Below are 23,947 nucleotides of genomic sequence, written 5' to 3'. Positions count from 1 at the left end.
ACAGCGTGATGTCGCGCAGCGCGGCGATGCTCATCATGGGCGTCTTCACGCTCTACTTCCTCACCCCCATTTGGTGGCTTCTGGTGTCCTCCTCCAAGACGGGCGGAGAGATCACCAGTACCGCTCCGCTATGGTTCACCATGGATTCGGCCCCTACCTTCCTGGCAAACCTGGGCAACCTGTTCACGTACAGTGACGGTGTCTTCGGCCGCTGGCTCGCCAACAGCGCCCTCTATGCCGGACTGGGCGCCCTCATGGGCACCGTCATCGCGGCTATGTGCGGCTACGCGCTGGCAAAATACGAATTCCGGGGGCGGGAAGCTCTCTTCAATATCGTGCTCAGCGGGGTGCTGGTCCCGGCGACGGCTCTCGCGCTTCCGTTGTTCCTGATTTTCAGCGAAGTGAAACTGACCAACACCCTGTGGGCCGTTTTCCTTCCGAGCCTGGTCAGCCCCTTCGGCGTATACCTTGCCCGCATCTATGCCGCGGCCAGCGTGCCCACCGAGCTCCTGGAAGCTGCGCGGCTCGACGGGTCCTCCGAAGTCAGGACGTTTTTCACGGTCTCAACGCGCCTCATGGCCCCGGCGCTGGTGACCATCTTCCTGTTCCAGTTCGTCGCAATCTGGAACAACTTCTTCCTGCCCCTGATTATGCTCCGCGACCAGGTCCTGTTTCCGGTCACGCTCGGCCTCTACGCCTGGAACAGCCAAATCAGCCAGATTCCCGAGCTCCGCGTCCTGGTGATCGTCGGCGCACTTGTCTCAATCCTCCCGCTTATCGGAACGTTCCTTGCGCTTCAACGCTTCTGGAGCAGCGGGCTCGGCGCCGGAAGCGTCAAATAGCTTCCATCCTTCCCACGCAAACCGTCCCGCGGCTTCCGCCCCGGTACAGCACCCCCACTGATAGGAATAGAAATGCGCGCGCATTACGGAAAAGCCACTGCAGCCTTTGCCCTTGTTTCAGCGCTGGCCCTCGCCGGCTGCTCAGGCGGCGGAGGCACCACGGAAACCAAGGCCGCCGGATCCTGCGAACCCTCATCCGGTCCGGTCGAGCTGACCTTTACCACCTGGGTCCCCGGCATGGAAAAGGTGGTGGATCTGTGGAACAAGGAAAACGAAAATATCCAGGTCAAGGTACAGACCGGCCCCAACGGCAACTCCGGCACGTACCAGAACTTCTTCAACCAGCTGCAGGCCGGCAACGCCCCGGACCTCGGCCAGATCGAATACGACGCCCTGCCCAACTTCCGCGTCCAGGACGGCCTCGAGAACATCGCCGCCTGCGAAGGAGTGTCCGACGCCCGGGACAAGTTCGTTGACTGGACGTGGGGCCAGGTCACCTTCGGCGAGGAAGGCTCCGTCTATGCCATCCCGCAGGACAGCGGACCGATGGCGATGTTCTACCGGGCGGATCTCTTCAAGGAGGCAGGCATCAAGGTTCCCACCACCTGGGACGAATACGCCGCGGCTGCCGAGCAGATCAAAGCCCGCGGTTCGTACATCACCAATTTCCCCCGCAGCGATGTCAACTGGTTCGCCGGCAACGTATGGCAGGCAGGCGGGCAGTGGTTCTCAAGCGCCAACGACCAGTGGGAGGTCAACCTGACCGGCGCCGAATCCGAGAAGGTGGCGAACTACTGGCAGGACCTGCTGGACAAGAACCAGGTATCCACGCTGCCGTCCTTCTCCGATGAGTGGAATGCCTCGTTCAATACCGGCCAGCAGTGGACCTGGGTCTCCGCGGTCTGGGGCGCCTCAACGCTGGCCAGCGGTGCCCCAGATACCGCCGGCAAGTGGGCTGTCGCCCCGATGCCTCAGTGGGAAGACGGTGGAAAGCCCGCCGGCAACTGGGGCGGTTCCTCCACCGCAGTCCTGAAGGGCTCCAAGCACCCCTACGAGGCATCGAAATTCGCTCTGTGGTTGAACACGGATCCTGAGGCCCTGGCACTGGCAAATGAACTCGGCGGGCTCTACCCGGCTGCGAAGTCGGCCAAGGACCTCCCTGCGTTCACCGGCGGCGTGGACTACTTCGGCGGCCAGAAGATCTACGAAGTTTTCGCCGAGGCATCATCAAACGTCGATCCCAACTTCACCTGGGGCCCGACCATGACCCAGACGTACACCGACGTCTCTGACGGGTTCGGCAAGGCCGCGGGAGGCGACGGCACCCTCTTGGACGCGCTCAAGACAGGCGAGAAAAAGACTATCGATTCCCTGAAGTCACAGTCGATTCCTGTGAAGGAGTAGCCTCAACCCCCAGGGATTGCTTTCCGGCAGGACTGGCCGCCACCTCCGCTTTCAGCAGAGGTGGCGGCCAGTCCTTAATGCATTATCCGCCTTGCGGCGCCCCGGCGGACGGCGTCCACGGGCAGCCGCAGGACTGCCGGATGTGAAGTTTGGTGGGGAAGATCCGATGCTGTGGCGTTTCCCCGCGAGTGGCTCCCACCAGTGCGGCCACCGCCGCTTCCGCCATGGCAGCCACCGGCTGCTCCACCGTGGTCAGCGGCGGCCACGAGTACTCAGCTTCGATGGATCCGTCGAAAGACACCACCGCAATTTCGCCCGGCACAGCCAGACCTGCCTCATGCACTGCGCGCAACAGGCCCACTGCCTGGGTGTCCGAGGTAGCAAAGATGGCAGTCGGCCTGTTGACTGACGCAACCAGGCGCTGACCGGCAAGATAACCGCCGGGCCACGTGAATCCGCTGTACGCAATCGGCCCCTCCGGCAAACCTGCCTCCTGCAGTGCCTGGCGCCAGCCCACCTCGCGACCGTCAGTACTGCCGGAAACGTTGGTTCCCATGGCCAGGCCGATGTTTGTATGGCCGTGGCCAATCAGGTGTTCGACGGCGATCCTGGCGCCGGCGGCGAGGTCAACGCCGATGCTGTTGAAGCCCGGCGCGTCGCGTTCCTGGTTCAGCAGCACCGACGGGATGTCCGCGGTTTCCAGGACCTCCAGGTCGGGTTCAAAAAGGACGCTGGCCAACAGCACGCCGTCCACCTGCCTGGCGGCGAGGTTGCGGATGTTGCGCCGTTCCTTGGCAAGGTTTCCGTCCGAGTTGCCCAGCACCAGGGCGTAGCCCAGGGCTGCGGCCGCGTCTTCAACGGCGTGGGAGAACTGGGCGAAGAACGGATTGGAGATGTCCGGAATCACCAGGCCCAGCGTCTCGCTGGAGCCCAGCTTGAGAGCCCGGGCCGCCGCGTTGGGCCGGTACCCCAGGACGCGGATGGCGTGCTGGACCTTCGCTTCTGTGGCTGGAGCAACTTTCTTGGGGCCGCCGTTGACCACATAGCTGACGACGGCGGTGCTCACGCCGGCGTAGCGTGCAACGTCCTTGCGGGTCACGGGGCCGCCGCGCGCAGTCTGCACTGCCGGAGTAGTCATGCTGTCCATATTAGGTACCTGTACCCGGCGCCTCGCCAAAGTCACGGATGGGAAGGCGCGCCCCGTTTTGCAAGGCGGACTGGTGGGCAACGATCCCCGGAAGGGTGAACCGGGCGGCCATCCAGGCGTTCACCGGAGGCAGGGTGCGGTTGTTCACGGCAGTCACGAAGTCGTCCACCAGGAAGTGGTGGCTGCCCTCGTGGCCATTGGGCGCGCCCAGGAACTCCTCCGGAAGCCGCCCGGGATCATGGACCGGAGCCAGGCCTGAGACGAAGGCATCCCTCAGTTCTGGCGCAACATTCGCAAGGGAAGGGTCATCGAGGGCGATGCTGGGCCGGGTCTCCATCTGCTCGGAGATGTCGTGGACGTTCTGTTTGTCCTGCCAGACGGACACCGTGGCGAGCTGCTCGAAGCTGGCCTCCGTCCCGAAGAACCGGAACCGCGATTCGCGGATGTGCGAGGGATAGCCCACCCGGCGCATCTCGTTGGTGCGCATGACGCCGCCGTCGTTCAGCTCGAACAGCGCGGTGGCGTTGGAGAAGTCATTGCCGAACATGCTGACGTCCTTGTCGAAGACGCCGTCGTTGCGGTCATCCCTGACGCCCACGCAGCTGACGCTGACTGCGTGGGCCGGGACTGCTCCCAGCACGCCGCCCACAGCGTGGGTGGGATACAGCATGGGCGGGTAGCTGGCGGTTTCCTTCCAGCGCTCGCCGCCGCTGTACTGGTAGGCCTCGTAGAAGCCCAGGTCCATGTCGTGGACGTAGTCGCCTTCGGCGTAGAAGATCCGCCCGAATTTTCCCTCGGCCAGCTGTTTGCGGGCAAAGACTGTGGCGGGGTTGTAGTAGCTGGTCTCCCCCATCATGTACACCAGGCCGGTTTCCCGGACGGCCTCGATGATCCGCGCTATTTCCTCTTCTGAAATCGCCATGGGAACGGCTGAGTAGACGTGCTTGCCCGCCCGGAGCGCCTGCTCCACGAGCGGACCATGCGTCCAGCGCTGCGTGAAGATGGCAACGGCGTCGACGTCGGAAGCCAGAAGGTCTTCAAAAGTCGCCATCGTGCCGGCCAAATGGTAGCGCCCGGCGGCCTCGGCTGCGCGATGGGCAACGTCGTCAACAGCGAAGACGCTGCTGACGCCCGGGTGGAGATTGAACAGGTGCGCGAACTGGCTGCCGAACTGGCCGGCTCCTACTACGCCGATCGAAAACGTCATCGTCTGCCTTTCGAGGATTGCAGGGGCGCGGCAAGCGCTCTCCGGAGGATTCCCAGTGTTTCATTGCAATCTACTCGAGTCAACAGTCCGGTGAATGGATTAATGCTTACCGACAAAAAGAAAAATTAGCCCCTTGCCCACTCAAATCTACTCGTGTAGATTCTTCCCTAGTTGTTACCCCCATCACAGTCAGGAAAGGGTCGAAGATGACCACCCTTGCCAAAAACCCGAGATCCGCCACCGGCGCAGCGGTGTCTGCAGCCAAGCCGCGGGGCAGCCTCCGCCGGCTCGGCGATCTCAAGATCGCACTGCTGTTCATCGCCCCGGCAATGATCGGTTTCGTCGTCTTCTACGTGGTGCCCACCATCCGCGGTGTCTACCTCAGCTTCACGGAGTACAACATCCTGGGAGACCCCACGTGGGTGGGGGTGGACAATTACACGGCGATCGCCAAGGATCCACTCTTCTGGAACTCCCTGGCCGTCACAGGCCAGTACGTTTTCCTCAATATCGTCCTCCAGACCGCCCTGGCCCTGGGCCTGGCACTGTTGATGAACCGGGTCGCCAAGTCCACCCTCATCCGGGGAGCCCTGCTGCTGCCCTGGATGATGTCCAACATCATCGCGGCACTGCTGTGGTTCTGGATGCTGGACTACCAGATTGGCGTGGTCAACCAGTTCATCGAGTGGGCCGGCCTCCCCCGCGTCGCGTTCTTCGGCAGCGAGGAGTGGGCCATCCCCACCCAGGCCCTGATCAACACCTGGCGCCACATGGGCTACACCGCCCTGCTCATCTTCGCCGGCATGCAGGCCATCCCGGGCCACGTCTATGAAGTTGCCAAACTCGACGGCGCTTCACCGTTCCAGACGTTCACCAAGATCACCCTTCCGCTGCTGCGGCCGGTCCTGGTCCTCGTCCTCGTCGTAACGGTGATCGGCTCCTTCCAGGTCTTCGACACTGTCGCAGTGACCACCGGCGGCGGGCCGGTCAACGCCACCCGCGTCATCCAGTACTACATCTACCAGCGGGCCTTCACCGAGTCGGACTTCGGCTACGGATCAGCCATCGCCGTCATTCTCTTCCTCATCCTCGCCCTGGTGGCCTTCATCCAGATGAAGTTCCTCAAGGGCAACGAGTCGGACCTGGACTAAGGAGCCTCCCGCATGACCACCACCACCAGCCGCGCAACGCTGCCGGCGCCAGCCCGCCGCCGTCGTCCGTTCAACGCCCGCCGCGCAGGCGCCTGGGCCCTCATTGTCCTCGCCATCGCCGTCTCCGTCCTCCCGTTCTTCTGGGTCCTGCGCACGGCGCTGTCCACCAACAACGCGCTTGCCGCCAACGCAACCAGCCTCCTTCCCGCTGAGTTCAGCTTCGGCGCGTTCCTGCGGGTCTTCGGCCTGCAGAGCCCGGCCGACGCCGTCGCAGAGGGCGGTTCCGGTGCAGCCATCAGCTTCTGGCTCTACCTGCGGAACTCGATCATCTTTTCCTCCATCACTACCGCAGGCGCCGTGTTCTTCAGCGCGATGGCCGCCTACGCCTTTGCCCGGCTGCGCTGGAAGGGCCGGAATGCGGTCTTCAGCCTCTTCCTGGGGACCATGCTGGTCCCGCCGATCTTCACCGCACTGCCCAACTTCCTGCTGATCAAGAACCTGGACCTGCTCAACACCATGCTCGGCATGGTCCTCCCGTACATCTTCATGACGCCGTTCGCCATCTTCTTCCTCCGGCAGTTCTTCCTGAACATGTCCCGGGAGGTGGAGGAGGCGGCCATGCTCGACGGCGCCAAGCACCTGCGCATCTTCTTCCAGATTGTGCTTCCCAACGCCGCCGCCCCGATCGCCACCCTGGCGCTGCTCACCTTCATCGGCCAGTGGAACGAATACTTCTGGCCCCTGCTGGTGGGGTCGCAGGACGATGTCCGCGTCCTGCAGGTGGGGCTCGGCGTCTTCAAGTCCCAGTCACCCCAGGGCGCACCGGACTGGTCCGGCCTGATGGCGGCGACCCTCATCTCGGCCCTGCCGGTGCTGGTCCTCTTCGCCGCCTTCGGCAAGAAGATCGTCAATTCCATCGGCTTCTCCGGCATCAAATAAGAACCTCATTCACCGCCTCCCTCCCATCCCCAAAAGGAAAGTAGAACCATGAAGAAATCCCTCGGCGCCGTTGCCGTTGCCGCCGCTGTGGCGCTCTCCCTCTCCGCCTGCAGCGGATCCTCCTCCTCGGCTGAATCAGCCAAGGGCGAGATCAGCTACTGGCTCTGGGACGCCAACCAGCTCCCCGCCTACCAGCAGTGCGCCGATGACTTCACCAAGGCCAACCCGGACATCAAGGTGAAGATCACCCAGCGCGGCTGGGATGACTACTGGAGCACCCTCACCAACGGCTTTGTTGGCGGCACCGCCCCGGACGTGTTCACCAACCACCTGGGACGCTACGGCGAACTGGCAGAAAACAAGCAGCTGCTGGCCATCGACGACGCCGTCAAGAAGGACAACATCGACCTGACCGCCTACAACGAAGGCCTCGCCGATCTCTGGGTGGGCCAGGACGGCAAGCGCTACGGCCTGCCCAAGGACTGGGACACCATCGGCCTCTTCTACAACAAGGCCATGCTCGCCAGCGCGGGTATCACCGAGGAGCAGATGAAGGACCTCACCTGGAACCCGGAAGACGGCGGCACCTATGAAAAGGTCATCGCGCACCTCACCGTGGACAAGAGCGGGAAGCGAGGCGACGAGCCAGGTTTCGACAAGAACAACGTCCAGGTCTACGGGCTGGGCCTGAACGGCGGCGGCGACTCCTCGGGCCAGACCGAGTGGAGCTACCTCACCAACACCACCGGCTGGTCCCACACGGACAAAAACCCGTGGGGCACCCGCTACAACTACGACGACCCCAAGTTCCAGGCGAGCATGGACTGGTTCTCCGGGCTGGCCGACAAGGGCTACATGCCCAAGCTGGAGACCACCGTCGGTGCGGCCATGGCTGACACTTTCGCAGCGGGCAAGTCTGCCATCAACGCCCACGGCTCCTGGATGATCGGCCAGTACACCGGCTACAAGGGCGTCGAGGTGGGCATCGCGCCTACCCCGGTGGGCCCCGAAGGCAAGCGCGCCTCCATGTTCAACGGCCTGGCCGATTCCATCTGGGCGGGTACCAAGAAGAAGGACGCGTCCATCAAGTGGGTGGAGTACCTCGCCTCGGCTGACTGCCAGGACGTCGTCGCGTCCAAGGCTGTTGTCTTCCCGGCCCTGAAGGCCTCGTCCGAGAAGGCGTCGGAGGCCTTCAAGGCCAAGGGCGTGGACGTCACCGCCTTCACCGAGCACGTCAGGAACAAGACCACCTTCCTGTACCCGATCACGGACAACACTGCCAAGGTCAAGGGCATCATGGAACCCGCCATGGACGCGGTGGTTTCCGGCAAGGCGCCGGCGAGCTCCCTCACCCAGGCCAACGAACAGGTCAACGCCCTCTTCAAGTAGGCCCCTGCTTCGGCAACGCCCCCAATCCGTGGCTGCGTATGTGGTCGCAGCCACCCGGCTGGATGCCGCCGTCCCCTCCTCGCGGCGGCGGCATCCACCACCCTGCTTTGCATCACCCCACAAAACCGAAAGAGATCTCTATGGACCCCCTCCACCTCCGTTCCGCCGGCACCAGCCTGGTGATCAGCTTCGACAGCGGAGAGGCCGAGGTCATCCATTGGGGCGCGGACCTGGGCACCACCTTGCCGGACCTCGCCATCCTCACCGCCCCGGTCCCGCACTCCGCCATCGATGCGCGCGTTCCGGCGGGCCTCCTCCCCCAGGCTTCGTCGTCGTGGCGCGGCAGGGCCGCCCTGCGCGGTTCCCGAATGGCCGACGGCGTCTCCGGGCTGGATTTCTCGGCCCGCCTCCGCGTTGCCACAGCCAGCGCCAACGGCGGTTCCGCCGTCATCGTCCAGTCGGACCCGGATGCCGGCCTCACGGTGGAATCCACCCTGGCCCTGCACGACGGCGGCCTGCTGGAACTGCGGCACACCGTCACCAATGACGGCACCACCCCCTACCAGCTCGACGAACTGGCGACCGTCCTCCCCGTGGCGCCTGACGCCGTCGAGCTCCTCGACCTCACCGGCCGCTGGTGCCGCGAGCGCCACCCGCAGCGCCGGGCCATCCAGCAGGGGACCTGGGTCCGGACGGGCCGGCACGGCCGCACCGGCCATGATTCCTCCCTGCTGTTCGCCGCCGGCACCGCCGGTTTCGGCAACCGGCACGGGAAAGTCTGGGCCACGCACCTGGCCTGGAGCGGCAACCACGAGCAGTTCGCCGACACCATCGGTGACGGCCGCACCATGATCGGCGGTTCAGAGCTCCTGGGACCTGCCGAAGTCATCCTTGAAGCCGGCGGCAGCTACACAACGCCCGCGCTGTTCGCCGCCTATTCGGACAAGGGACTGGACGGGATTACCGAAGCCTTCTACAGCTGGTTCCGGTCCCGTCCGCACCACGTGCTGCCCGCCGCTTCCACAGGCCGGCCCGCCGGCAAGCCGCGCCCGGTGGTGCTCAACACCTGGGAGGCCGTCTACTTTGACCACAACCTGGACACGCTGATTGAGCTGGCCGAGTCCGCGGCCGATCTTGGCGTGGAGCGCTTCGTGCTCGACGACGGCTGGTTCCGCGGCCGCCGCGACGACCACGCCGGCCTCGGCGACTGGTACGTGGATGAAAGCCTGTGGCCCAGGGGGCTGACGCCGCTCATTGAGGCGGTCACCTCGCGCGGCATGGAGTTCGGGCTGTGGGTGGAGCCGGAAATGGTCAACCTCGATTCAGACATCGCCCGGGCACATCCTGACTGGATCGTTGGCCCGTCCGCCGTCCAGCACAAGGACGGCGGACGGCTTCCCCTGGAATGGCGCAACCAGCACATCATCGACCTGGTGAATCCTGAAGCCTGGCAGTACATCTTCAGCCGCATCGATGCGCTCCTGCGCGAGAACAACATCAGCTACCTGAAGTGGGACCAGAACAGGGACCTGCTGGAGCACGGCCACGCCGGCCGCTCCTCCGTCCACGAGCAGACCCTGGCCGCCTACCGGCTGTTCGACGAGCTCCGGAAGGCGCACCCCGGCGTCGAAATTGAATCCTGCTCCTCCGGCGGGGCACGCGTGGACCTGGGCATCCTGGAGCGGACGGACCGGATCTGGGGGTCCGACTGCAACGATGCGCTGGAGCGGCAGACCATCCAGCGCTGGACGGGCGCGGTGGTCCCGCCGGAACTGGTGGGCAGCCACATCGGCCCCACCACCTCGCACACCACCGCCCGCACGCACGATCTCTCCTTCCGGGCCATTTCCGCGCTGTTCGGCCACTTCGGCATGGAGTGGGATGTCCGGCAGGTCACCGGGGCTGAGCGTGAGGAGCTCAAGCGCTTCATCGCCCTGTTCAAGGAACACCGCGCGCTGATCCACAGCGGCCGCCGCGTCCACGCGGACGTTGCCGGCGATGCCCTGCTGCTGCACGGCGTCGTCACCGAGGCCCCTGCGGCTGAAGGCACGACGGCGGCCCTGTTCGCCCTGGTGAGCACGCGCACCTCCGCCGCCGAGGTAGCGGGCCGGCTGGGCATCCCGGGGCTGGACCCTGAGCGCAGCTACCGCGCGGAGGCAATCTTCCCCACTCCGGATGACCCCGACTACGGCCACACCTACACCCAGGTGCAGCCGCCGGCCTGGCTGGCGGACGGGGCGGAGGCAACCGGACGCTTCTTCGCCGAGGTGGGCCTGCCCATGCCCAACCTCAACCCCGAGCACGGGCTGCTCGTGCGGTTCACCGCACTCCAGTGACCGTCGATTGCTCCGTAAACGTCGTTTTCACGCTTCAAAACGGCATTTACGGAGCGATCGATGGGGGTGCCGGCGTAAGAATGCGCGGCACCCGAAGCCAGCCGATAGATTGTCATTCATGACTGAAGCCTCCACCGACCCTGCCGCCCGCCGCACCATTCTGGTAATCAACGGGCCCAACCTGAACCTGCTGGGAACCCGGGAGCCGGAAAAGTATGGCACCTCCACCCTGGCGGATGTGGAGCAGCTGGCGGCCGCAGCCGCCGAGGCCCACGGTTTTACGGTCGAATGCGTCCAGTCCAACCACGAAGGCGTCCTGCTCGACGTCATCCACGCCGCCCGGAGCAACGCCGCGGGCATCGTCATCAACGCGGGGGCGTTCACCCACACCTCAGTGGCTCTCCGTGACGCCCTCGCTGCCGTGCAGCTGCCCGCCGTCGAGGTCCACATCACCAATGTGCACCAGCGGGAAGAGTTCCGGCACCACTCGTTCCTGTCCCCCGTCTGCTCGGCGGTCATCGTGGGCGCAGGCGTTGTGGGGTACCGGCTGGCGATTGACTACCTCGCAGAGGTCCTCTAACCGCTACTTCTGGATGCACTGCCCGGAGGAAACCGGCGCGCTCAACGACGCCGCCTGAGAGGCCACCGGGTTGAGGTCATCCATGGTGATGGCGAATCCCATTTCCGTGTCTGCGGTCGCCTTGGCGAAAATCACCCCTGCCACATCCCCCTCCATGGTCAGCAGCGGCCCGCCGGAGTTCCCGGGCTGCACGTCGCCGGCCAGGCGGTAGATCTCCTCAGGGGAGGCATTGTTACCGTAGATGTCCGGCACCATCACGGTGGTGATGTCCTGGACGGTAGCCGGCTTGGACTGGAACGGTCCGCCGTGGGGGTAGCCGGCAAAAGCGGCGGGGCTGCCGTTGGGCAGGTCGGGGCTAAGCGCCAGCGCATCCGCGGGGAGGTTGTCCACGGCCAGCACCGCGAGGTCGTGCTTGGTGTCGAAGTAGACGACGCGCCCGGGCATCGCCCCGCCGTCAGGCAGTTCCACCACCGGCTCCGACACGCCCGCCACGACATGCGCGTTGGTGATCACACGGTCCGCAGAGACCACGAACCCGGTGCCTGTCTGGTTCTGGCCGCACTGGTAGGCGGTCCCCGCGATCCTGAGCACGGAATCGGCGGCACGGTTCAGGGCCGGCGTATCGGTGCTGGCGTTCGGTACCGCCACTGCCGGGCCCTGCTCCAGTCCCTCGAGCAGGGTAGGGATGCCGTTGCCGATCACCGTGGAGCGAAGCTGCGCCATGGTTGCTTTGACGGGGTCCGGGGTCAGGCCGTCGATAAAGCGGATGACCTTGGATTCGGCCAGCTGCTGGGACACAAGCGGCACGCCCAGGGAGCCGATGCTGAAGGCCAGCATGGACATCACCAGCGCGGATACCACCACGTTCACGGCCCCGCCCACCAGGCGGTCCACCGCACGCAAGGGCCGGATCCGCACGGCGCCGCGGATTTGCCGGCCTGCCATCGTCCCCAGGCCGTGCCCCAGGACCACCAGGACGACGGCGGCTGCCACGATGGCGGTCAGCCTCCATCCGGAGTCCTGGACAAAGCCGCTCACCAGGGGGACTGCAAAAAAGGCTGCCACTGCGCCGGCAGCGAATCCCGCAATGCCGCCGACTGTCACCAGGAAACCATTGCGCAGGCCGTAAACCAGATAGGACAGCAGCGCCAGGATCAGGACCAGGTCCAAGACAGTCAAGCCGACCAATGAGGCTCCTTATTAAGCAGTTGAACCTTCATTCTAATGTTGGATGCTGACAATATTCTGGACAGCTCCCCGCCCTGCGGGGCCGTGTGGAGTCCCGCTGCCCGCCGCCTTCACGGCCGCCCGAAATAGGTCCCGACCGGCCGTTGGAGCCCTGCATCGGGGCGTTTTGCCTGCCAAGTTCGTCACAGAACCTTGAAAATTCTGAAACAATGGCACAAGCGCCACAGCCGACACTTTTATTCAGGAGATTTCATGGACATCGAGGTACTGCGCCGAGCACCCCTTTTCGCCACGCTCGACGACGACGCATTCCGTCTGCTGACGGACGAGCTCACCGAGGTGGACCTGTCCCGCGGCGCTTCGGTGTTCCGTGAAGGCGACCAAGGCGACCAGCTGTACTTCATCGTCTCCGGCAAGGTGAAGCTCGGCCGGACCTCTCCCGATGGCCGTGAATCCCTCCTGGCCATCCTGGGCCCGGGTGAACTCTTCGGCGAAATGGCCCTCTTCGATCCCAGCCCGCGGACCGCGACGGCAACCGCCGTCTCCGAGACCCGGCTTGCCGGCCTCCGGAACGAGAGCTTGAACACACTGCTCCGCACCCGTCCCGAGGTCTCCGCGCAGCTGCTGCAGGCCCTGGCCCGCCGCCTGCGCCGCACCAATGATTCGCTGTCCGACCTGGTGTTCTCCGACGTTCCGGGCCGCGTTGCCAAGGCGCTGCTTGACCTGGCAGACCGCTTCGGGCGGCCGGCGACGGACGGTGTCCTGGTAGCCCACGAGCTCACCCAGGAAGAGCTCGCCCAGCTCGTCGGCGCATCCCGCGAAACCGTCAACAAGGCCCTCGCCGAATTCGTCCAGCGCGGCTGGCTCCGGCTGGAAGCCCGCGCCGTCGTCATTTTGGACATGCAGCGCCTCCGCCAGCGCTCCCGCTAGCAACCCGCCGCCTCCGGCCCCGGGCCCTTGTTTCCCCGCGAACGCTCTCTCACTTGATGCGCTAAAACGGCCGACGCTCTATCACTTTCCTAAGGAAAGCGAGAGAGCGTCGGTGGAAAACCAGCATCAAGTGAGAGAGCGTTTCACGTGGGCGGCAGCCCGCCAACCGGACCGAAACCCGCCGCGGACCTACCGTTCGCGCTGGGGATCGTCCGGGGTTGTCTTGGCGGCCTCGACCTCGAGCATGAGCTTGCCGTCCTCTTCAACCAGGACCGGCTGGTACACGTGGGCCTTGCGCTTGTAGCTCAGGTAGGCGATGCAGCCGTTGGCCATGGCCATCTTTTCGAGCATGATTTCAGAGCCGGGGACCAGGAGCTCACCCAAGGTGCGGCCCACTGTATTCTCCTGGCCAACCTCGTCGCCCAGGGCGGTGGTATCGCGCTCGGCGATCACGTCGGCAGCATTGACCCAGCGCCCCCAGACGCCCTTCCCGTCCAGCAGGGTGGGCTGCTGGTTCAGGGGCACGGTGGCGGCGAAGTAGCGGGTGTCGAACCGACGGTGCGCGAAGTCCGGGCTGCGCCAGTTGACCAGTGACTTCAGCAGGTCCGCCCGGACGGACAGTCCCCGCTTTGCCAGGATCTCCGGGAAGGTCTTCTCCTGCTCAGCCACGGCAATGCGGGCGCGCATCCACTCCGGGGTCGACGTCGCTTCCACCGTACTGGCCATGTCAGGGCCGGCCAGCAGCACGCCGGTTTCCTCGAAGAGCTCGCGGATGGCGCCCAGCACGTGGCGCCGCGCCAGCCCGACGTCGTCCGTTCCCATCTGCTCAGCCCAATGCTGGGGCGGGGGGCCGAGCCAGCCCACGGGATCGTCGTCGGCGGCGTCCAGCGATCCGCCGGGGAAGGCGAGGACGCCCAACGGCGAGGACCCCGGCCGGTAGGCCAGCCAGGTTTCCAGGCCTGTGGGGGAATCGCGCAGGAGGACCACCGAGGACGCAAGGCGCGCCGCGCGGGGCGTCCGTTCGCCGTGTTCGAGCCAGCTCTGGGCGGCCCCTTCAAGGTCCTGGGGAAGAGCAAAGAGCCGTCGAGCTAGCTGAGGCAAGGGAGACCTACCGGTCCTAGCTGAATTCCGCTATGAGTTCGACCTCAACAGGAGAATCGAGCGGCAGCACGGAAACGCCGACGGCGGAACGGGCGTGCTGGCCCGCATCACCGAGGACGCGCCCCAGCAGTTCCGACGCGCCGTTGATGACGCCGGGCTGTCCTGTGAAGGACGGATCGGACGAGACGAAGCCCACAACCTTGACGATGCGGGTGATCCGGTCAAGGTCACCAATGACGCTCTTGACGGCTGCCAGGGCGTTGACGGCGCAGATGGCTGCGAACCGCTGGGCGTCTTCGGGGGACACCGTGGGCTCGTCAGCATAGCCTTCGGTTCCGGCCGACACTTTGCCGGTTGCCGGGAGTTTGCCGTTAATGAACGGCAGCTGTCCCGAGGTGTACACGTGGCTGCCGGAAATCACGGCGGGGACATAGGCGGCCACAGGCGGAGCGACCTCGGGAAGGGTGAGCCCAAGGTCTGCGAGCCGCTGCTCAACAGCCGAAACAGGCGCCGCTGCTGCGCCGGGCGTGGCCTCTGCGGAGGTGCCCATGCTACTGCTTCTCCCTCTTGAGGTAGGCCACCAGGCCGTTTCCGTCCGGTCCGGGGACCACCTGCACCAGCTCCCAGCCGTCGTCTCCCCACTGGTCCAGGATCTGCTTGGTGGCGTGAATAATGAGCGGAATCGTCGCGTACTCCCATTTGGTCATGAGAGAAAGACTAGTCCTTGCCGGTAAAGTGGAAAACATGGCGACTCGTACGAACCCATTATTCGACACTGCCACCACCCTCGGTAAGATCCTCGTTTTCCTTGGCGTGAGTGCTATTTGCGGTGTCCTGGTAGCAGGCCTGCTGGTTCCCGCAGCGGCCGTTTCAGGCAGCGCAGCGAGCGGTTCCATCGAGTTCTTCGACACCCTTCCCGCCGAGTTGAAGGTTGACCCGCCCAACCAGACCACCAGGATCCTGGCTGCGGACGGAAGCGAGATCGCCAGCGTCTACACCGAGAACCGCACCAAAGTCGCCCTGGACCAGATCTCGCCCTTCGTTAAGGAAGCTGTCATCGCCGTCGAGGACAGCCGTTTCTATGACCACGGTGGCGTGGACACCACAGGCATCCTCCGCGCGCTGGTCAGCACCGCCCGCGGCAACAAGCAGGGCGCGTCCACCATCACGCAGCAGTACGTGAACAACGTCCTCAACGCCAACCTCGCCGCCGAGGGCAACGAGGACCAGATCAAGCTCAACGGTGTCAACAAGGGCGTGGGCGACAAGCTCCGCGAGATGAAGCTTGCCATCGCCCTGGAAAAGGAGTTCAGCAAGGAGCAGATCCTTGAGGGCTACCTGAACATCGTCTTCTTCAACCGCGACGCATACGGCATCGAGGCCGCGTCCCGCTTCTTCTTCAGCACCAGCGCCAAGGACCTCACGCTCCCTCAGGCGGCGTTGCTGGCCGGACTCGTCAACAGCCCGTCCGCGTTTGACCCCATCAACAACCCGGAGAACGCCAAGCAGCGCCGCGACCTGGTACTGGGCCTGATGCTTAACCAGGGCAAGATCACCCAGGCCGACCACGACGCCGCGGTGGCCACCCCCGTGGAGACCAAGGTAACGCAGCCTAAGCAAGGCTGCGCCTACGCGTCCACCGCCCCCTACTTCTGCGACTACGTGCTGCACCTGCTGGAGAACAACCCGGCGTACGGTGCGGACCGCGAAGAACGCCTGCGCCTCATCTACGGTGGCGGCCTGACCATCACCACCACGCTGGACCCGAACGCCCAGGCAGTCGCGCAGGAGCAGGTCAACGCCTCCGCCGGCGCCAACCCGGACAAGTGGGGTGCGGCCATGGTCTCAGTGCAGCCCAACTCGGGCAAGATCGTCTCGATGGCCCAGAACACCTCCTTCCTGCCCGCCGAAGGCGCCTTTGATTCCCAGGTGAACTTCAACGTGGACAAACTGGACAAGGACGGCAACGACCTCAACGGCCTCGGCGGTGCCCAGCCCGGCTCCACCATGAAGCCGTTCACCTTCGCGGAGTGGCTCAACGAGGGCAAATCCATGAACACCGTGGTCAACGCAGCACAGCGCCGCTACCCGCTGAACTTCCCGTGGCGCAACACCTGCGGCAAGGTGACAGGCGCCTACAACACGGCCCAGAAGTCACTTGGCGCCGCCGACGACCTGCAGAACGCCGAACCGCAGTGGTACCGGCCGCTGTCGGTCCTCGAAGGCCTCTACAACTCCATCAACACGGTCACTTTCGCTTCGGCGGCACAGCTGGACTTCTGCGGTATCCAGAAGATCGTGGATGCAACAGGACTCCATGGCGGGCTTCCGGCTGACGGCGAACCCAACCCGAAGATCAATATGTCCACGCTGGGCAACCTGCTGGGTTCCACCCAGACCGCCCCGCTGACCATGGCCAGCGCCTTCGCTACCTTCGCCAACGACGGCAAGTACTGCGAGCCCATCGCCATCACTGCCGTGACCGACCAGACCGGGGCCACCCTGCCGGCACAGTCCAGCAGCTGCCGGGACGCGGTCAAGCCGGAGGTTGCCCGCGGCGTGAACTACGCACTCCAGGAAGTCCTGAACCGCGGCTCCGGCTCGCTGATCCAGCCCCGGATTTCCACCCGCACCAGCTTCCCCATCGGCGCCAAGACCGGTACGTCCAACAACAACGGGTCCACCTGGGTGGTGGGCCACACCACAGGCCTGGCCACGGCTGCCTGGTTCGGCGACGCACTCGGCGCACAGGACCGGGCCGGCCAGAACATCACGGTCAACGGCAAGTTCTACCCCGGTATCGACGGTTACATGATCGCCGGACCCATGTTCTCGAACTTCATGTCCCGGATCGCGCCCGCCTACGGCACCAATCCGTTCCCGGCCCCGCCCAGCAACCTCCTGAACGGCGGCACGAACACCCGCACGCCCGCCACGACGGCACCGCAGGCAACCCAGGCACCGGCCCCGGCACCCGCCACCCAGCCCGCCCCCGCACCCGCGCCGGGCAACAGCGACAAGAAGAACTAGCCGCCGATGATTTCATCCAGCGAGTTGGCCAGCCGCGCCCGGACCATCGGGCGCGGCTTTGCCGTCACCGCCGGAACCGGGGCTGCCGCCGGAATGGCCGCCTTCGGGTACGGCCTGTGGGAGAAAAACCAGTTTGTCCTCCGTGAAGAGACCCTGGCCATCCTGCCCCCGGGGAAGAACCCCTTCCGCATCCTGCACCTGAGCGACATCCACTTCGTTCCCGGCCAGAAAAAGAAGGCTGCGTGGCTGCAGTCACTGGCCGAACTCAAGCCGGACTTGGTAGTAAACACCGGAGACAACCTCAGCCACGCCAAAGCGGTGGATCCCCTCCTGGCCGCTCTCCGTCCGCTGCTGGAGTTCCCCGGCGTCTTTGTCCCCGGATCCAATGACTACTTCGCCCCGAGCCTGAAGAATCCCGCTTCCTACCTGCTGGGGCCGTCCAAGGCCAAGCCCAAGCCGACGGCGCTTGACTGGCCGCGGCTGCGTTCAGGCTTCGGGATGGGCGGCTGGGTGGACCTGACCAACCGCCACCAGTCCCTGGTCATGAACGGCATGCGCTTCGACTTCTCCGGAGTGGACGATCCCCACCTGCAACGCGAGCGGTACGCCGGATGGCCGCGCGGGACCGTGAACCAGGACGCCGCAGACCACCTCAAAGTGGCCGTCATCCACGCGCCCTACCAGCGGGTGCTGGACCACTTCACGGAGGACGGCGCGGATCTCCTGCTCGCCGGCCACACCCATGGCGGGCAGCTTTGCATCCCGGGCTACGGCGCCCTCGTGGCCAACTGCGACCTTCCCACCTGGCGGGCAAAAGGCCTGCATGACTGGAGCAGCAATGGACGCACGACGCCGGTCAACGTGTCGGGCGGCATCGGCACCTCGCGCTTCGCCCCGGTAAGGATCGCCTGCCGTCCGGAAGCTGTCCTGCTGACCCTGACTTCGCCCGCCTGACCGGGTACGCGCGCCTATTGCCGTTCGTAACAACCGGCCAGGCTCTTTCCGGAACCACGACCCTGTGAATCGGCTCACGCCATGGCATAGGGTAGTTGCTACGGGAAACTACATTCGTTTTAGAGCTTGAGAAGCGGGCATGGCCAGGCAAACTCCATTTTTTCGGTCGATCAGTCGTCTCTACCCCCATGTCCGGCCCATCATCCCGCGGCTCGTGCTGGGACTCCTCTGCGCGCTGTTTGCCAGCGTTGTAGCCCTGGCCATCCCCCAGGTCCTGAGGGTCCTGGTCAACGAATCACTGCAGCCGGGCGGCAACACCGAGGCGATCTGGATGTCGGCCGGCATCATCCTGGTTCTGGGCATCGCTGAAGCGGGCCTGGTTGCGCTCCGCCGGCAGTTCGTCATCAACCCGGCCACCACCGTGGAGACCCGGATGCGCCTCTCCCTTTATGACCATCTCCAGGAACTGACGGTCTCCTTCCATGACCGCTGGGGCTCCGGCCAGCTCCTGTCCCGCGCCATGACCGACCTGAACTTCCTGCGCCGCTGGATGGCGTTCGGCGCCATCATGCTGGTGGTCACCACCCTCACCGTGATCATCGGTATTGCCGTCATGTTCGCCATGAGCTGGCAGCTTGCCCTGATCTTCCTGGCCGCGGCCGTGCCCATCATGGCGTACAGCTTCCGGTTCCGGACCCGCTTCAGCAAAGTGGCACGCCTCAGCCAGGACCAGGCAGGCGACCTGGCCACCACGGTGGAGGAATCCGTCCACGGCATCCGCGTGCTCAAGGCCTTTGGCCGCAGCCGGGAAGCACTCGAAACCTTCGAGTTACAGGCCGAAGAGCTCCGCCAGACGGAAATCGCCAAGGCGCGCCACCAGGCCACGTTCACCTTGGTGGTCACGCTCCTGCCGGAACTCGCCCTGGGCGCCGGCCTGGTGGCGGGTATCCTGCTGTGCTCCACCGGGCAGCTGAGCATCGGCGCGTTGGTGGCCTTCTTCGCCACCGCGGCGGTCATTGCCACACCCGTTGAATTTTCCGGCATGCTGCTGGCCATGGCACTTACCGCCAAGACCGCCGTCGACCGCCACTACGAAGTGATGGATACTGCCAACAGCATTACCAGTCCCCCGGAACCGCGGAGCCCGCGCCAGCCCGCGGGCGCGCTCCGTTTCAACAACGCCACTTTCGCCTTCGAGGACGCCCCGGACAAGCCCATCCTCAAGGACATCAACCTGGAACTCCGGCCCGGTGAGACCATGGCCCTGGTGGGCATCACAGGAAGCGGCAAGAGCGCCCTGATCCAGCTGGTGCCCCGCCTCTACGATGTCACCGGCGGTTCCATCAGCATCGACGGCGTGGACCTGCGCGACTTCGACGTGGAGGAGCTCCGCCGCATCGTGGGCGTAGCCTTCGAGGACACCACCCTGTTCTCCAACTCCGTCCGCGACAACGTTCTCCTCGGCGCACCGGAGCGCACCGACGAGGCCCTGGACGAGGCGCTGGACGTGGCGCAGGCCCACTTCGCGTACTCCCTCCCGGACGGCGTGGACACGCTGATCGGCGACGAGGGCCTCAGCCTGTCCGGCGGGCAGCGCCAACGGATTGCGCTGGCCCGCGCCATTGCCGCCCGGCCGCGGGTGCTGGTACTGGATGACCCGCTGTCCGCCTTGGACGTCCACACGGAGGAGCTGGTGGAGAACCGGCTCCGGACCGTCCTGAAGGACACCACCACGCTGATCGTCGCGCACCGGCCATCCACTGTTGCCCTCGCGGACCGGGTGGCCCTGCTCGAACAAGGCAGGATCGCCGCCGTCGGAACGCATACGGAACTGCTGGCAGGCAACGACCATTACCGTTACGTCATCGCCAGCCTGGACCAGGAACCCCGGGACCTGGATTCGGAGTTGTCGGACCTCGAGGAAGATGCCGATATCCAGGAAGCCGAGGCCACCCGATGAGCGCCACGACATTCGGCACCGCCAACGAAGACAACGCCCACCTCAGCAAGAGCGACAGCAGGGCGGTACGACGGCGCTCGCTGGCGCTGCTGCGGTCACTGATCCGGCCGGTGCGCCTGCGCTTCTGGCTGACCATCGCCATGGTGGTCCTGTCCCAGGCGGCACGCGTGGCGGGCCCGGCGCTGATCGCCTACGGCATCGACCGCGCACTTCCCGCCCTCCAGGCCGGGGACAACGCGCCCCTGGTGCTCACCGGCGTCGCCTACCTCCTCGCGGCCATTGCGACGGCGGGGCTCACGGCCTTGTATGTCACGTCCACCGCCAGGCTGAGCCAGGCCATGCTGCTGGACCTGCGCCTCCGGGTGTTCCGCCACACCCAGCGGCTGAGCCTGGAGTTCCACGAGAAGTACACCTCCGGCCGGATCATAGCCCGGCAGACGTCGGACCTGGAGGCCCTCCGGGAGCTCCTGGACTCGGGGGTCAGCTCGCTCGCCTCAGGCGTGCTGTTCATGGTGTTTACTGCAGCCACCGTGTTCGCACTGGACTGGCGGAGCGGGCTGCTGGTGCTGGCCGCGGGCGTTCCCATGTTCCTCCTGGCCCGCTGGTACCAGAAACACTCCCAGATCGTCTTCCGGGAATCGCGGGTGGTCTCCGCCCGGCTGATTGTGCATTTCGTGGAAACCATGACAGGCATCCGCGCAGTCAAAGCCTTCCGGAAGGAGCAGGAAAACTCCGGGCTTTACAGCCGGCTCGCCGAGGAATACCGGCGGGTCACCGTGCGCTCCATCAACCTGAACGGCATCTTCCAGCCCGGGCTGGTGCTGATCGGCAACGTGTGCGTGGCAGTGGTCCTGCTCTTCGGAGGCTTCCGCGTCCTCGGCGGGGACCTGGAAGTCGGGGTTCTCCTGGCACTCATCCTCTCCACCAAACGGTTCTTCCAGCCGGTGGACCAGATGGCCATGTTCTACAACTCGTTCCAGAGTGCCCAGGCCGCGCTCGAAAAGGTCTCGGGGCTCCTCGAGGAGGTGCCTTCTGTCCGGCCGCCGAAGAATCCCGTCGCACTGAAGGACGCCAAGGGTGCAATTGACTTCACGGACGTCGAATTCCGGTACGGAGACGGTCCTGTCATCGTCCCCAACTTGAACCTGCGCATCCCTGCGGGGCAAACCGTAGCCTTGGTGGGCCAGACGGGAGCAGGGAAATCCACCCTGGCCAAGCTGATAGCCCGTTTCTACGACGTCACGTCGGGTTCGATCACGCTCGACGGCATCGACCTCCGGAGCCTCGGCACCACCGACCTGCGCCGCAACATTGTCATGGTCACCCAAGAGGCGTTCCTGTTCAGCGGCTCGGTGGCGGACAACATCGCATTGGGCCGCCCGGAAGCCTCCCGCTCCGAGATCGAGGAAGCAGCCAAGGCAGTGGGCGCCCACGACTTCATCAGGGAACTTCCCGCGGGCTATGACACCGATGTCAACAAGCGCGGCGGGCGGGTGTCATCCGGCCAGCGGCAGCTCATCAGCTTTGCCAGGGCTTTCCTGGCCCGCCCGGCAGTACTGATCCTGGACGAGGCGACCTCCTCGCTGGACATCCCCTCCGAACGGCTGGTGCAGCAGGGCCTGGCCCGCCTCCTCGCGGGCACGGAGGCGGCCCGCCGGACGGCCCTGATCATCGCCCACCGCCTGTCCACAGTGGAAACCGCGGACAGGGTGCTGGTGGTGCAGGACGGCCGCATCGTGGAGGACGGCAGCCCGGCCGATCTCATTGGCGGCGGCGGACGCTTTGCGGACCTGCATGGAGCGTGGAAGGACTCGCTGGTCTGATCCCGGTCCCCTGCCCCTGCCCGGCCGGCCTTCCTGTCCGGGCTGAGGATTTCGCATCGGGACCCGGCATCGGCTATCCTTGTAAAGTTGCTTTTGCAGCGGATCGGGATGTAGCGCAGCTTGGTAGCGCGCTTCGTTCGGGACGAAGAGGTCGCAGGTTCAAATCCTGTCATCCCGACCAGAGTCGCTTTATTCGAACCATGGTTTGAATAGACCGACTTTAGTTTGAAAAACAGAGATGGCGTCGAGAAATCGGCGCCATTTTTGGTTCCCCGGAATTGCGCGGCAAGTACGCCTGAATCGCCCGGGAACGACCCTATTTGGGACGATTGGGACGATCCTGGACCAGGTACCGCATGCGGCGTCTTGGACGCGCGGAAGGCGGTCTGGGCGGCGAAGATGTCGTCAAACGGTTCGTTGAGATCAGCACCAACCGCACCGTCTTGATAGACAAAGAATCGCAGGAAGAAGGTGAAGCCAAGCGCGTCGAGCTCTACAAGTCTGTTGCGGCTCTAGTGCGCACCTACGGTGCCATCGCTAATGACATGACTGAAGCTGGGTACGACGAAAATGAAACATCGTCAATCGCCAAGGAAGTAGCCCATTACGTTGCCGTTCGAGACGAGGTCAAGCTAGGTGCTGGCGAGAACGTCGACTTCAAGCAATACGAAGCCGGCATGCGGTTCCTACTCGATACCTACATCCGTGCCGATGCCTCCGAAGCGGTCGCCGACTTCCAGGATGTCGGGCTTGTGCAGCTCATTGTTGAGCAGGGATCGGCCGCCCTCGACAAGCTGCCCAGCGGTATCAAGAAGGACCCTGAGGCCGTCGCCGAAACCATCGCCAATAACATCCGCAAAGTCATCATCGATGAAAATGCGATGAACCCCGAAGTACTACGAGAACATGTCTAGCTTGCTTGACGCGATCATCGAGCAACGCCGACAAGGTGCTCTCGATTACAAGAAGTACCTCGAGCAATTGATTACACACGCAAAAAAGGTCGGTTCAAAGGAATCCGACACCATCTACCCCGCTTGGGGGGTAAACGGTGCACAGCGAGCCATAGTCGACTTCGGTTGGGCAGATCCTGCGACACCAATCCAAGTTGATACAGCCATCAATGCCAGCAAACCGCATGAATGGGTCGGCAACACCTTCAAAGAAGAGGAAGTCGCCCGGGCCATCCGCCTCGTCCTACCGGCTGACTTCGATCGCTTCGATGAACTTTTTGAGTTGGTAAAGCCCGAAATGAGTACCGCTAGCGCCTATCTCAAGGTTTCAGGCATCGATGTCGATGTCATCTATAAGAACATCAAGAATCTGCATATCGCCGTCTACCCTCCCCTAGGCCGCGTCCGCGTGGCAGCGCCAACGCGACTGGATGACGACACTGTCAGACTCGCAGTGGTACAACGATTGCCGTGGATCAAGAAGCAGCGGCAGCAGCTTCGCGATGCTGTTCGTCAATCCGAACGTGAGATGGTCACCGGTGAGTCCCACTACATCTGGGGGCGGCGGTATCGGCTGAAGGTGGTCGAACGACCGGGCCGCACCCATTTCAAAATCGATGGTGAACGACTTGTGCTGTACACGACGAGCCATTCAACGGCCGAACAGCGCCGCGCTGCACTCGACCTATGGCACCGACAGCAACTACGCGAAGCCATTCCTACCTTCGTCGATACCTGGGAACAGAACTTCGAAGTGTCAGTGCCCAAATGGACGATCCGCCGCATGAAGACCAAAGGGGGTTCATGCAACCGCGAGACGCGTCATCTGTAGGTTAACGTTGAGCTAGTCAAGAAGCACCCCGACTGTCTGGAGTACATCGTGGTCCACGAAATGGCTCATTACTTCGAGCGCAACCACGGCGAGCGCTTCACCAGCCTGGTGGACAAGCACCCCCCGATTGGCGCAGCCGACGCGATTTGCTCAACGGTGCGCCCTTGGTGAGGAGGCCTGG

At 64.6% G+C, this 23,947-nt stretch carries 19 protein-coding genes, 1 tRNA gene and 1 pseudogene; 15 read left to right on the top strand and 6 right to left on the bottom strand.

What is annotated here, in order from left to right; genetic code table 11:
- The first annotated feature begins 8 nt into the window (after nt 1–8).
- Nucleotides 9–842 carry a carbohydrate ABC transporter permease gene (locus U7114_RS05355; protein ID WP_157242935.1) on the top strand — a complete coding sequence of 278 codons (834 nt, stop codon included), beginning with the start codon at nt 9–11 and terminating at the stop codon, nt 840–842.
- Nucleotides 843–914: 72 nt separating this feature from the next.
- The gene (locus U7114_RS05350) at nt 915–2,246 is read left to right on the top strand and encodes an ABC transporter substrate-binding protein (protein WP_157241122.1); all 1,332 of its coding nucleotides are present in this window, start codon (nt 915–917) and stop codon (nt 2,244–2,246) included.
- An 82-nt stretch (nt 2,247–2,328) separates the two neighbouring features.
- Here the strand turns inward: U7114_RS05350 and U7114_RS05345 are convergent, their stop codons facing one another.
- Nucleotides 2,329–3,384 (bottom strand): LacI family DNA-binding transcriptional regulator, encoded by a 1,056-nt coding sequence (locus U7114_RS05345; protein ID WP_157241120.1) that lies wholly within the window; start codon nt 3,382–3,384, stop codon nt 2,329–2,331.
- A gap of 10 nt (nt 3,385–3,394) precedes the next feature.
- On the bottom strand, nt 3,395–4,600 hold the full coding sequence (locus U7114_RS05340) for a Gfo/Idh/MocA family oxidoreductase (protein ID WP_323056709.1): 1,206 nt from the start codon (nt 4,598–4,600) through the stop codon (nt 3,395–3,397).
- Nucleotides 4,601–4,806: 206 nt separating this feature from the next.
- Between U7114_RS05340 and U7114_RS05335 the strand changes: the two genes are divergently transcribed.
- The 5 genes from U7114_RS05335 to aroQ all read left to right on the top strand — a co-directional run bounded on the left by U7114_RS05335 (nt 4,807) and on the right by aroQ (nt 10,995).
- Nucleotides 4,807–5,751, top strand: a complete 945-nt coding sequence (locus tag U7114_RS05335; protein WP_323056708.1) for a sugar ABC transporter permease — start codon at nt 4,807–4,809, stop codon at nt 5,749–5,751.
- Nucleotides 5,752–5,763: 12 nt separating this feature from the next.
- Entirely contained in the window at nt 5,764–6,690 is a 927-nt protein-coding gene (locus tag U7114_RS05330) for a carbohydrate ABC transporter permease (protein WP_323056707.1), read from the top strand.
- A gap of 48 nt (nt 6,691–6,738) precedes the next feature.
- Nucleotides 6,739–8,079, top strand: a complete 1,341-nt coding sequence (locus U7114_RS05325; RefSeq protein WP_157241112.1) for an ABC transporter substrate-binding protein — start codon at nt 6,739–6,741, stop codon at nt 8,077–8,079.
- Between the two features lie 140 nt (nt 8,080–8,219).
- Complete coding sequence (locus U7114_RS05320) at nt 8,220–10,415, top strand: alpha-galactosidase (protein WP_323056706.1); 2,196 nt, start codon at nt 8,220–8,222, stop codon at nt 10,413–10,415.
- 118 nt (nt 10,416–10,533) lie between these two features.
- On the top strand, nt 10,534–10,995 hold the full coding sequence (aroQ, locus tag U7114_RS05315; protein ID WP_157241108.1) for a type II 3-dehydroquinate dehydratase: 462 nt from the start codon (nt 10,534–10,536) through the stop codon (nt 10,993–10,995).
- 3 nt (nt 10,996–10,998) lie between these two features.
- On the opposite strand, the gene U7114_RS05310 is transcribed toward aroQ, so the two are convergent.
- A complete protein-coding gene (locus tag U7114_RS05310; RefSeq protein WP_323056705.1) occupies nt 10,999–12,183 on the bottom strand; it encodes a MarP family serine protease in 1,185 nt (394 codons plus the stop codon).
- 252 nt (nt 12,184–12,435) lie between these two features.
- On the opposite strand from U7114_RS05310, the gene U7114_RS05305 reads away from it, so the two are divergent.
- Nucleotides 12,436–13,113, top strand: coding sequence for a Crp/Fnr family transcriptional regulator (locus U7114_RS05305; RefSeq protein ID WP_050684013.1), 678 nt, complete (start codon nt 12,436–12,438; stop codon nt 13,111–13,113).
- Between the two features lie 189 nt (nt 13,114–13,302).
- Here U7114_RS05305 and U7114_RS05300 read toward each other — a convergent pair whose 3' ends face one another.
- The 3 genes from U7114_RS05300 to U7114_RS05290 are packed head-to-tail and all read right to left on the bottom strand — an operon-like array spanning nt 13,303 to nt 14,921.
- The gene (locus tag U7114_RS05300) at nt 13,303–14,214 is read right to left on the bottom strand and encodes an NUDIX hydrolase (RefSeq protein ID WP_323056704.1); all 912 of its coding nucleotides are present in this window, start codon (nt 14,212–14,214) and stop codon (nt 13,303–13,305) included.
- Nucleotides 14,215–14,230: 16 nt separating this feature from the next.
- Nucleotides 14,231–14,764, bottom strand: a complete 534-nt coding sequence (locus U7114_RS05295) for a RidA family protein (protein ID WP_321214401.1) — start codon at nt 14,762–14,764, stop codon at nt 14,231–14,233.
- Nucleotide 14,765: 1 nt separating this feature from the next.
- Nucleotides 14,766–14,921, bottom strand: a complete 156-nt coding sequence (locus tag U7114_RS05290; protein ID WP_003797879.1) for a DUF4177 domain-containing protein — start codon at nt 14,919–14,921, stop codon at nt 14,766–14,768.
- A 37-nt stretch (nt 14,922–14,958) separates the two neighbouring features.
- On the opposite strand from U7114_RS05290, the gene U7114_RS05285 reads away from it, so the two are divergent.
- The 7 genes and pseudogenes from U7114_RS05285 to U7114_RS05255 all read left to right on the top strand — a co-directional run bounded on the left by U7114_RS05285 (nt 14,959) and on the right by U7114_RS05255 (nt 23,937).
- Entirely contained in the window at nt 14,959–17,244 is a 2,286-nt protein-coding gene (locus tag U7114_RS05285) for a transglycosylase domain-containing protein (RefSeq protein WP_321214402.1), read from the top strand.
- A gap of 6 nt (nt 17,245–17,250) precedes the next feature.
- Nucleotides 17,251–18,198 (top strand): metallophosphoesterase, encoded by a 948-nt coding sequence (locus U7114_RS05280; RefSeq protein ID WP_157241099.1) that lies wholly within the window; start codon nt 17,251–17,253, stop codon nt 18,196–18,198.
- A gap of 139 nt (nt 18,199–18,337) precedes the next feature.
- Entirely contained in the window at nt 18,338–20,158 is a 1,821-nt protein-coding gene (locus tag U7114_RS05275) for an ABC transporter ATP-binding protein (RefSeq protein WP_323056703.1), read from the top strand.
- Nucleotides 20,155–21,981 (top strand): ABC transporter ATP-binding protein, encoded by a 1,827-nt coding sequence (locus U7114_RS05270; RefSeq protein ID WP_323056702.1) that lies wholly within the window; start codon nt 20,155–20,157, stop codon nt 21,979–21,981. Before U7114_RS05275 ends, U7114_RS05270 begins: the two co-directional genes overlap by 4 nt.
- Before the next feature lie 104 nt (nt 21,982–22,085).
- Nucleotides 22,086–22,162, top strand: a tRNA-Pro gene (locus U7114_RS05265).
- Between the two features lie 175 nt (nt 22,163–22,337).
- Entirely contained in the window at nt 22,338–22,895 is a 558-nt protein-coding gene (locus U7114_RS05260) for a hypothetical protein (RefSeq protein WP_323056701.1), read from the top strand.
- Nucleotides 22,888–23,937, top strand: a pseudogene (locus U7114_RS05255) (M48 family metallopeptidase). The gene U7114_RS05260 and the pseudogene U7114_RS05255 overlap by 8 nt, the downstream one beginning before the upstream one ends.
- Nucleotides 23,938–23,947: the final 10 nt, after the last annotated feature.

The sequence above is a fragment of the Pseudarthrobacter sp. C1 genome (assembly GCF_034720455.1).
In the GTDB taxonomy this organism is placed as follows: domain Bacteria; phylum Actinomycetota; class Actinomycetes; order Actinomycetales; family Micrococcaceae; genus Arthrobacter.
The sequence above is the reverse complement of the archived record's forward strand: the minus strand, read 5'-3'. Positions and strand labels throughout refer to the sequence as shown.

Bases quoted from the DNA above. Each gene is read 5' to 3' on its own strand.
- U7114_RS05355 (WP_157242935.1), top strand. From the start codon at position 9: ATGTCGCGCAGCGCGGCGATGCTCATCATGGGCGTCTTCACGCTCTAC.
- U7114_RS05350 (WP_157241122.1), top strand. From the start codon at position 915: ATGCGCGCGCATTACGGAAAAGCCACTGCAGCCTTTGCCCTTGTTTCA.
- U7114_RS05345 (WP_157241120.1), bottom strand. From the start codon at position 3,384: ATGACTACTCCGGCAGTGCAGACTGCGCGCGGCGGCCCCGTGACCCGC.
- U7114_RS05340 (WP_323056709.1), bottom strand. From the start codon at position 4,600: ATGACGTTTTCGATCGGCGTAGTAGGAGCCGGCCAGTTCGGCAGCCAG.
- U7114_RS05335 (WP_323056708.1), top strand. From the start codon at position 4,807: ATGACCACCCTTGCCAAAAACCCGAGATCCGCCACCGGCGCAGCGGTG.
- U7114_RS05330 (WP_323056707.1), top strand. From the start codon at position 5,764: ATGACCACCACCACCAGCCGCGCAACGCTGCCGGCGCCAGCCCGCCGC.
- U7114_RS05325 (WP_157241112.1), top strand. From the start codon at position 6,739: ATGAAGAAATCCCTCGGCGCCGTTGCCGTTGCCGCCGCTGTGGCGCTC.
- U7114_RS05320 (WP_323056706.1), top strand. From the start codon at position 8,220: ATGGACCCCCTCCACCTCCGTTCCGCCGGCACCAGCCTGGTGATCAGC.
- aroQ (WP_157241108.1), top strand. From the start codon at position 10,534: ATGACTGAAGCCTCCACCGACCCTGCCGCCCGCCGCACCATTCTGGTA.
- U7114_RS05305 (WP_050684013.1), top strand. From the start codon at position 12,436: ATGGACATCGAGGTACTGCGCCGAGCACCCCTTTTCGCCACGCTCGAC.
- U7114_RS05295 (WP_321214401.1), bottom strand. From the start codon at position 14,764: ATGGGCACCTCCGCAGAGGCCACGCCCGGCGCAGCAGCGGCGCCTGTT.
- U7114_RS05290 (WP_003797879.1), bottom strand. From the start codon at position 14,921: ATGACCAAATGGGAGTACGCGACGATTCCGCTCATTATTCACGCCACC.
- U7114_RS05285 (WP_321214402.1), top strand. From the start codon at position 14,959: ATGGCGACTCGTACGAACCCATTATTCGACACTGCCACCACCCTCGGT.
- U7114_RS05280 (WP_157241099.1), top strand. From the start codon at position 17,251: ATGATTTCATCCAGCGAGTTGGCCAGCCGCGCCCGGACCATCGGGCGC.
- U7114_RS05275 (WP_323056703.1), top strand. From the start codon at position 18,338: ATGGCCAGGCAAACTCCATTTTTTCGGTCGATCAGTCGTCTCTACCCC.
- U7114_RS05270 (WP_323056702.1), top strand. From the start codon at position 20,155: ATGAGCGCCACGACATTCGGCACCGCCAACGAAGACAACGCCCACCTC.
- U7114_RS05260 (WP_323056701.1), top strand. From the start codon at position 22,338: ATGCGGCGTCTTGGACGCGCGGAAGGCGGTCTGGGCGGCGAAGATGTC.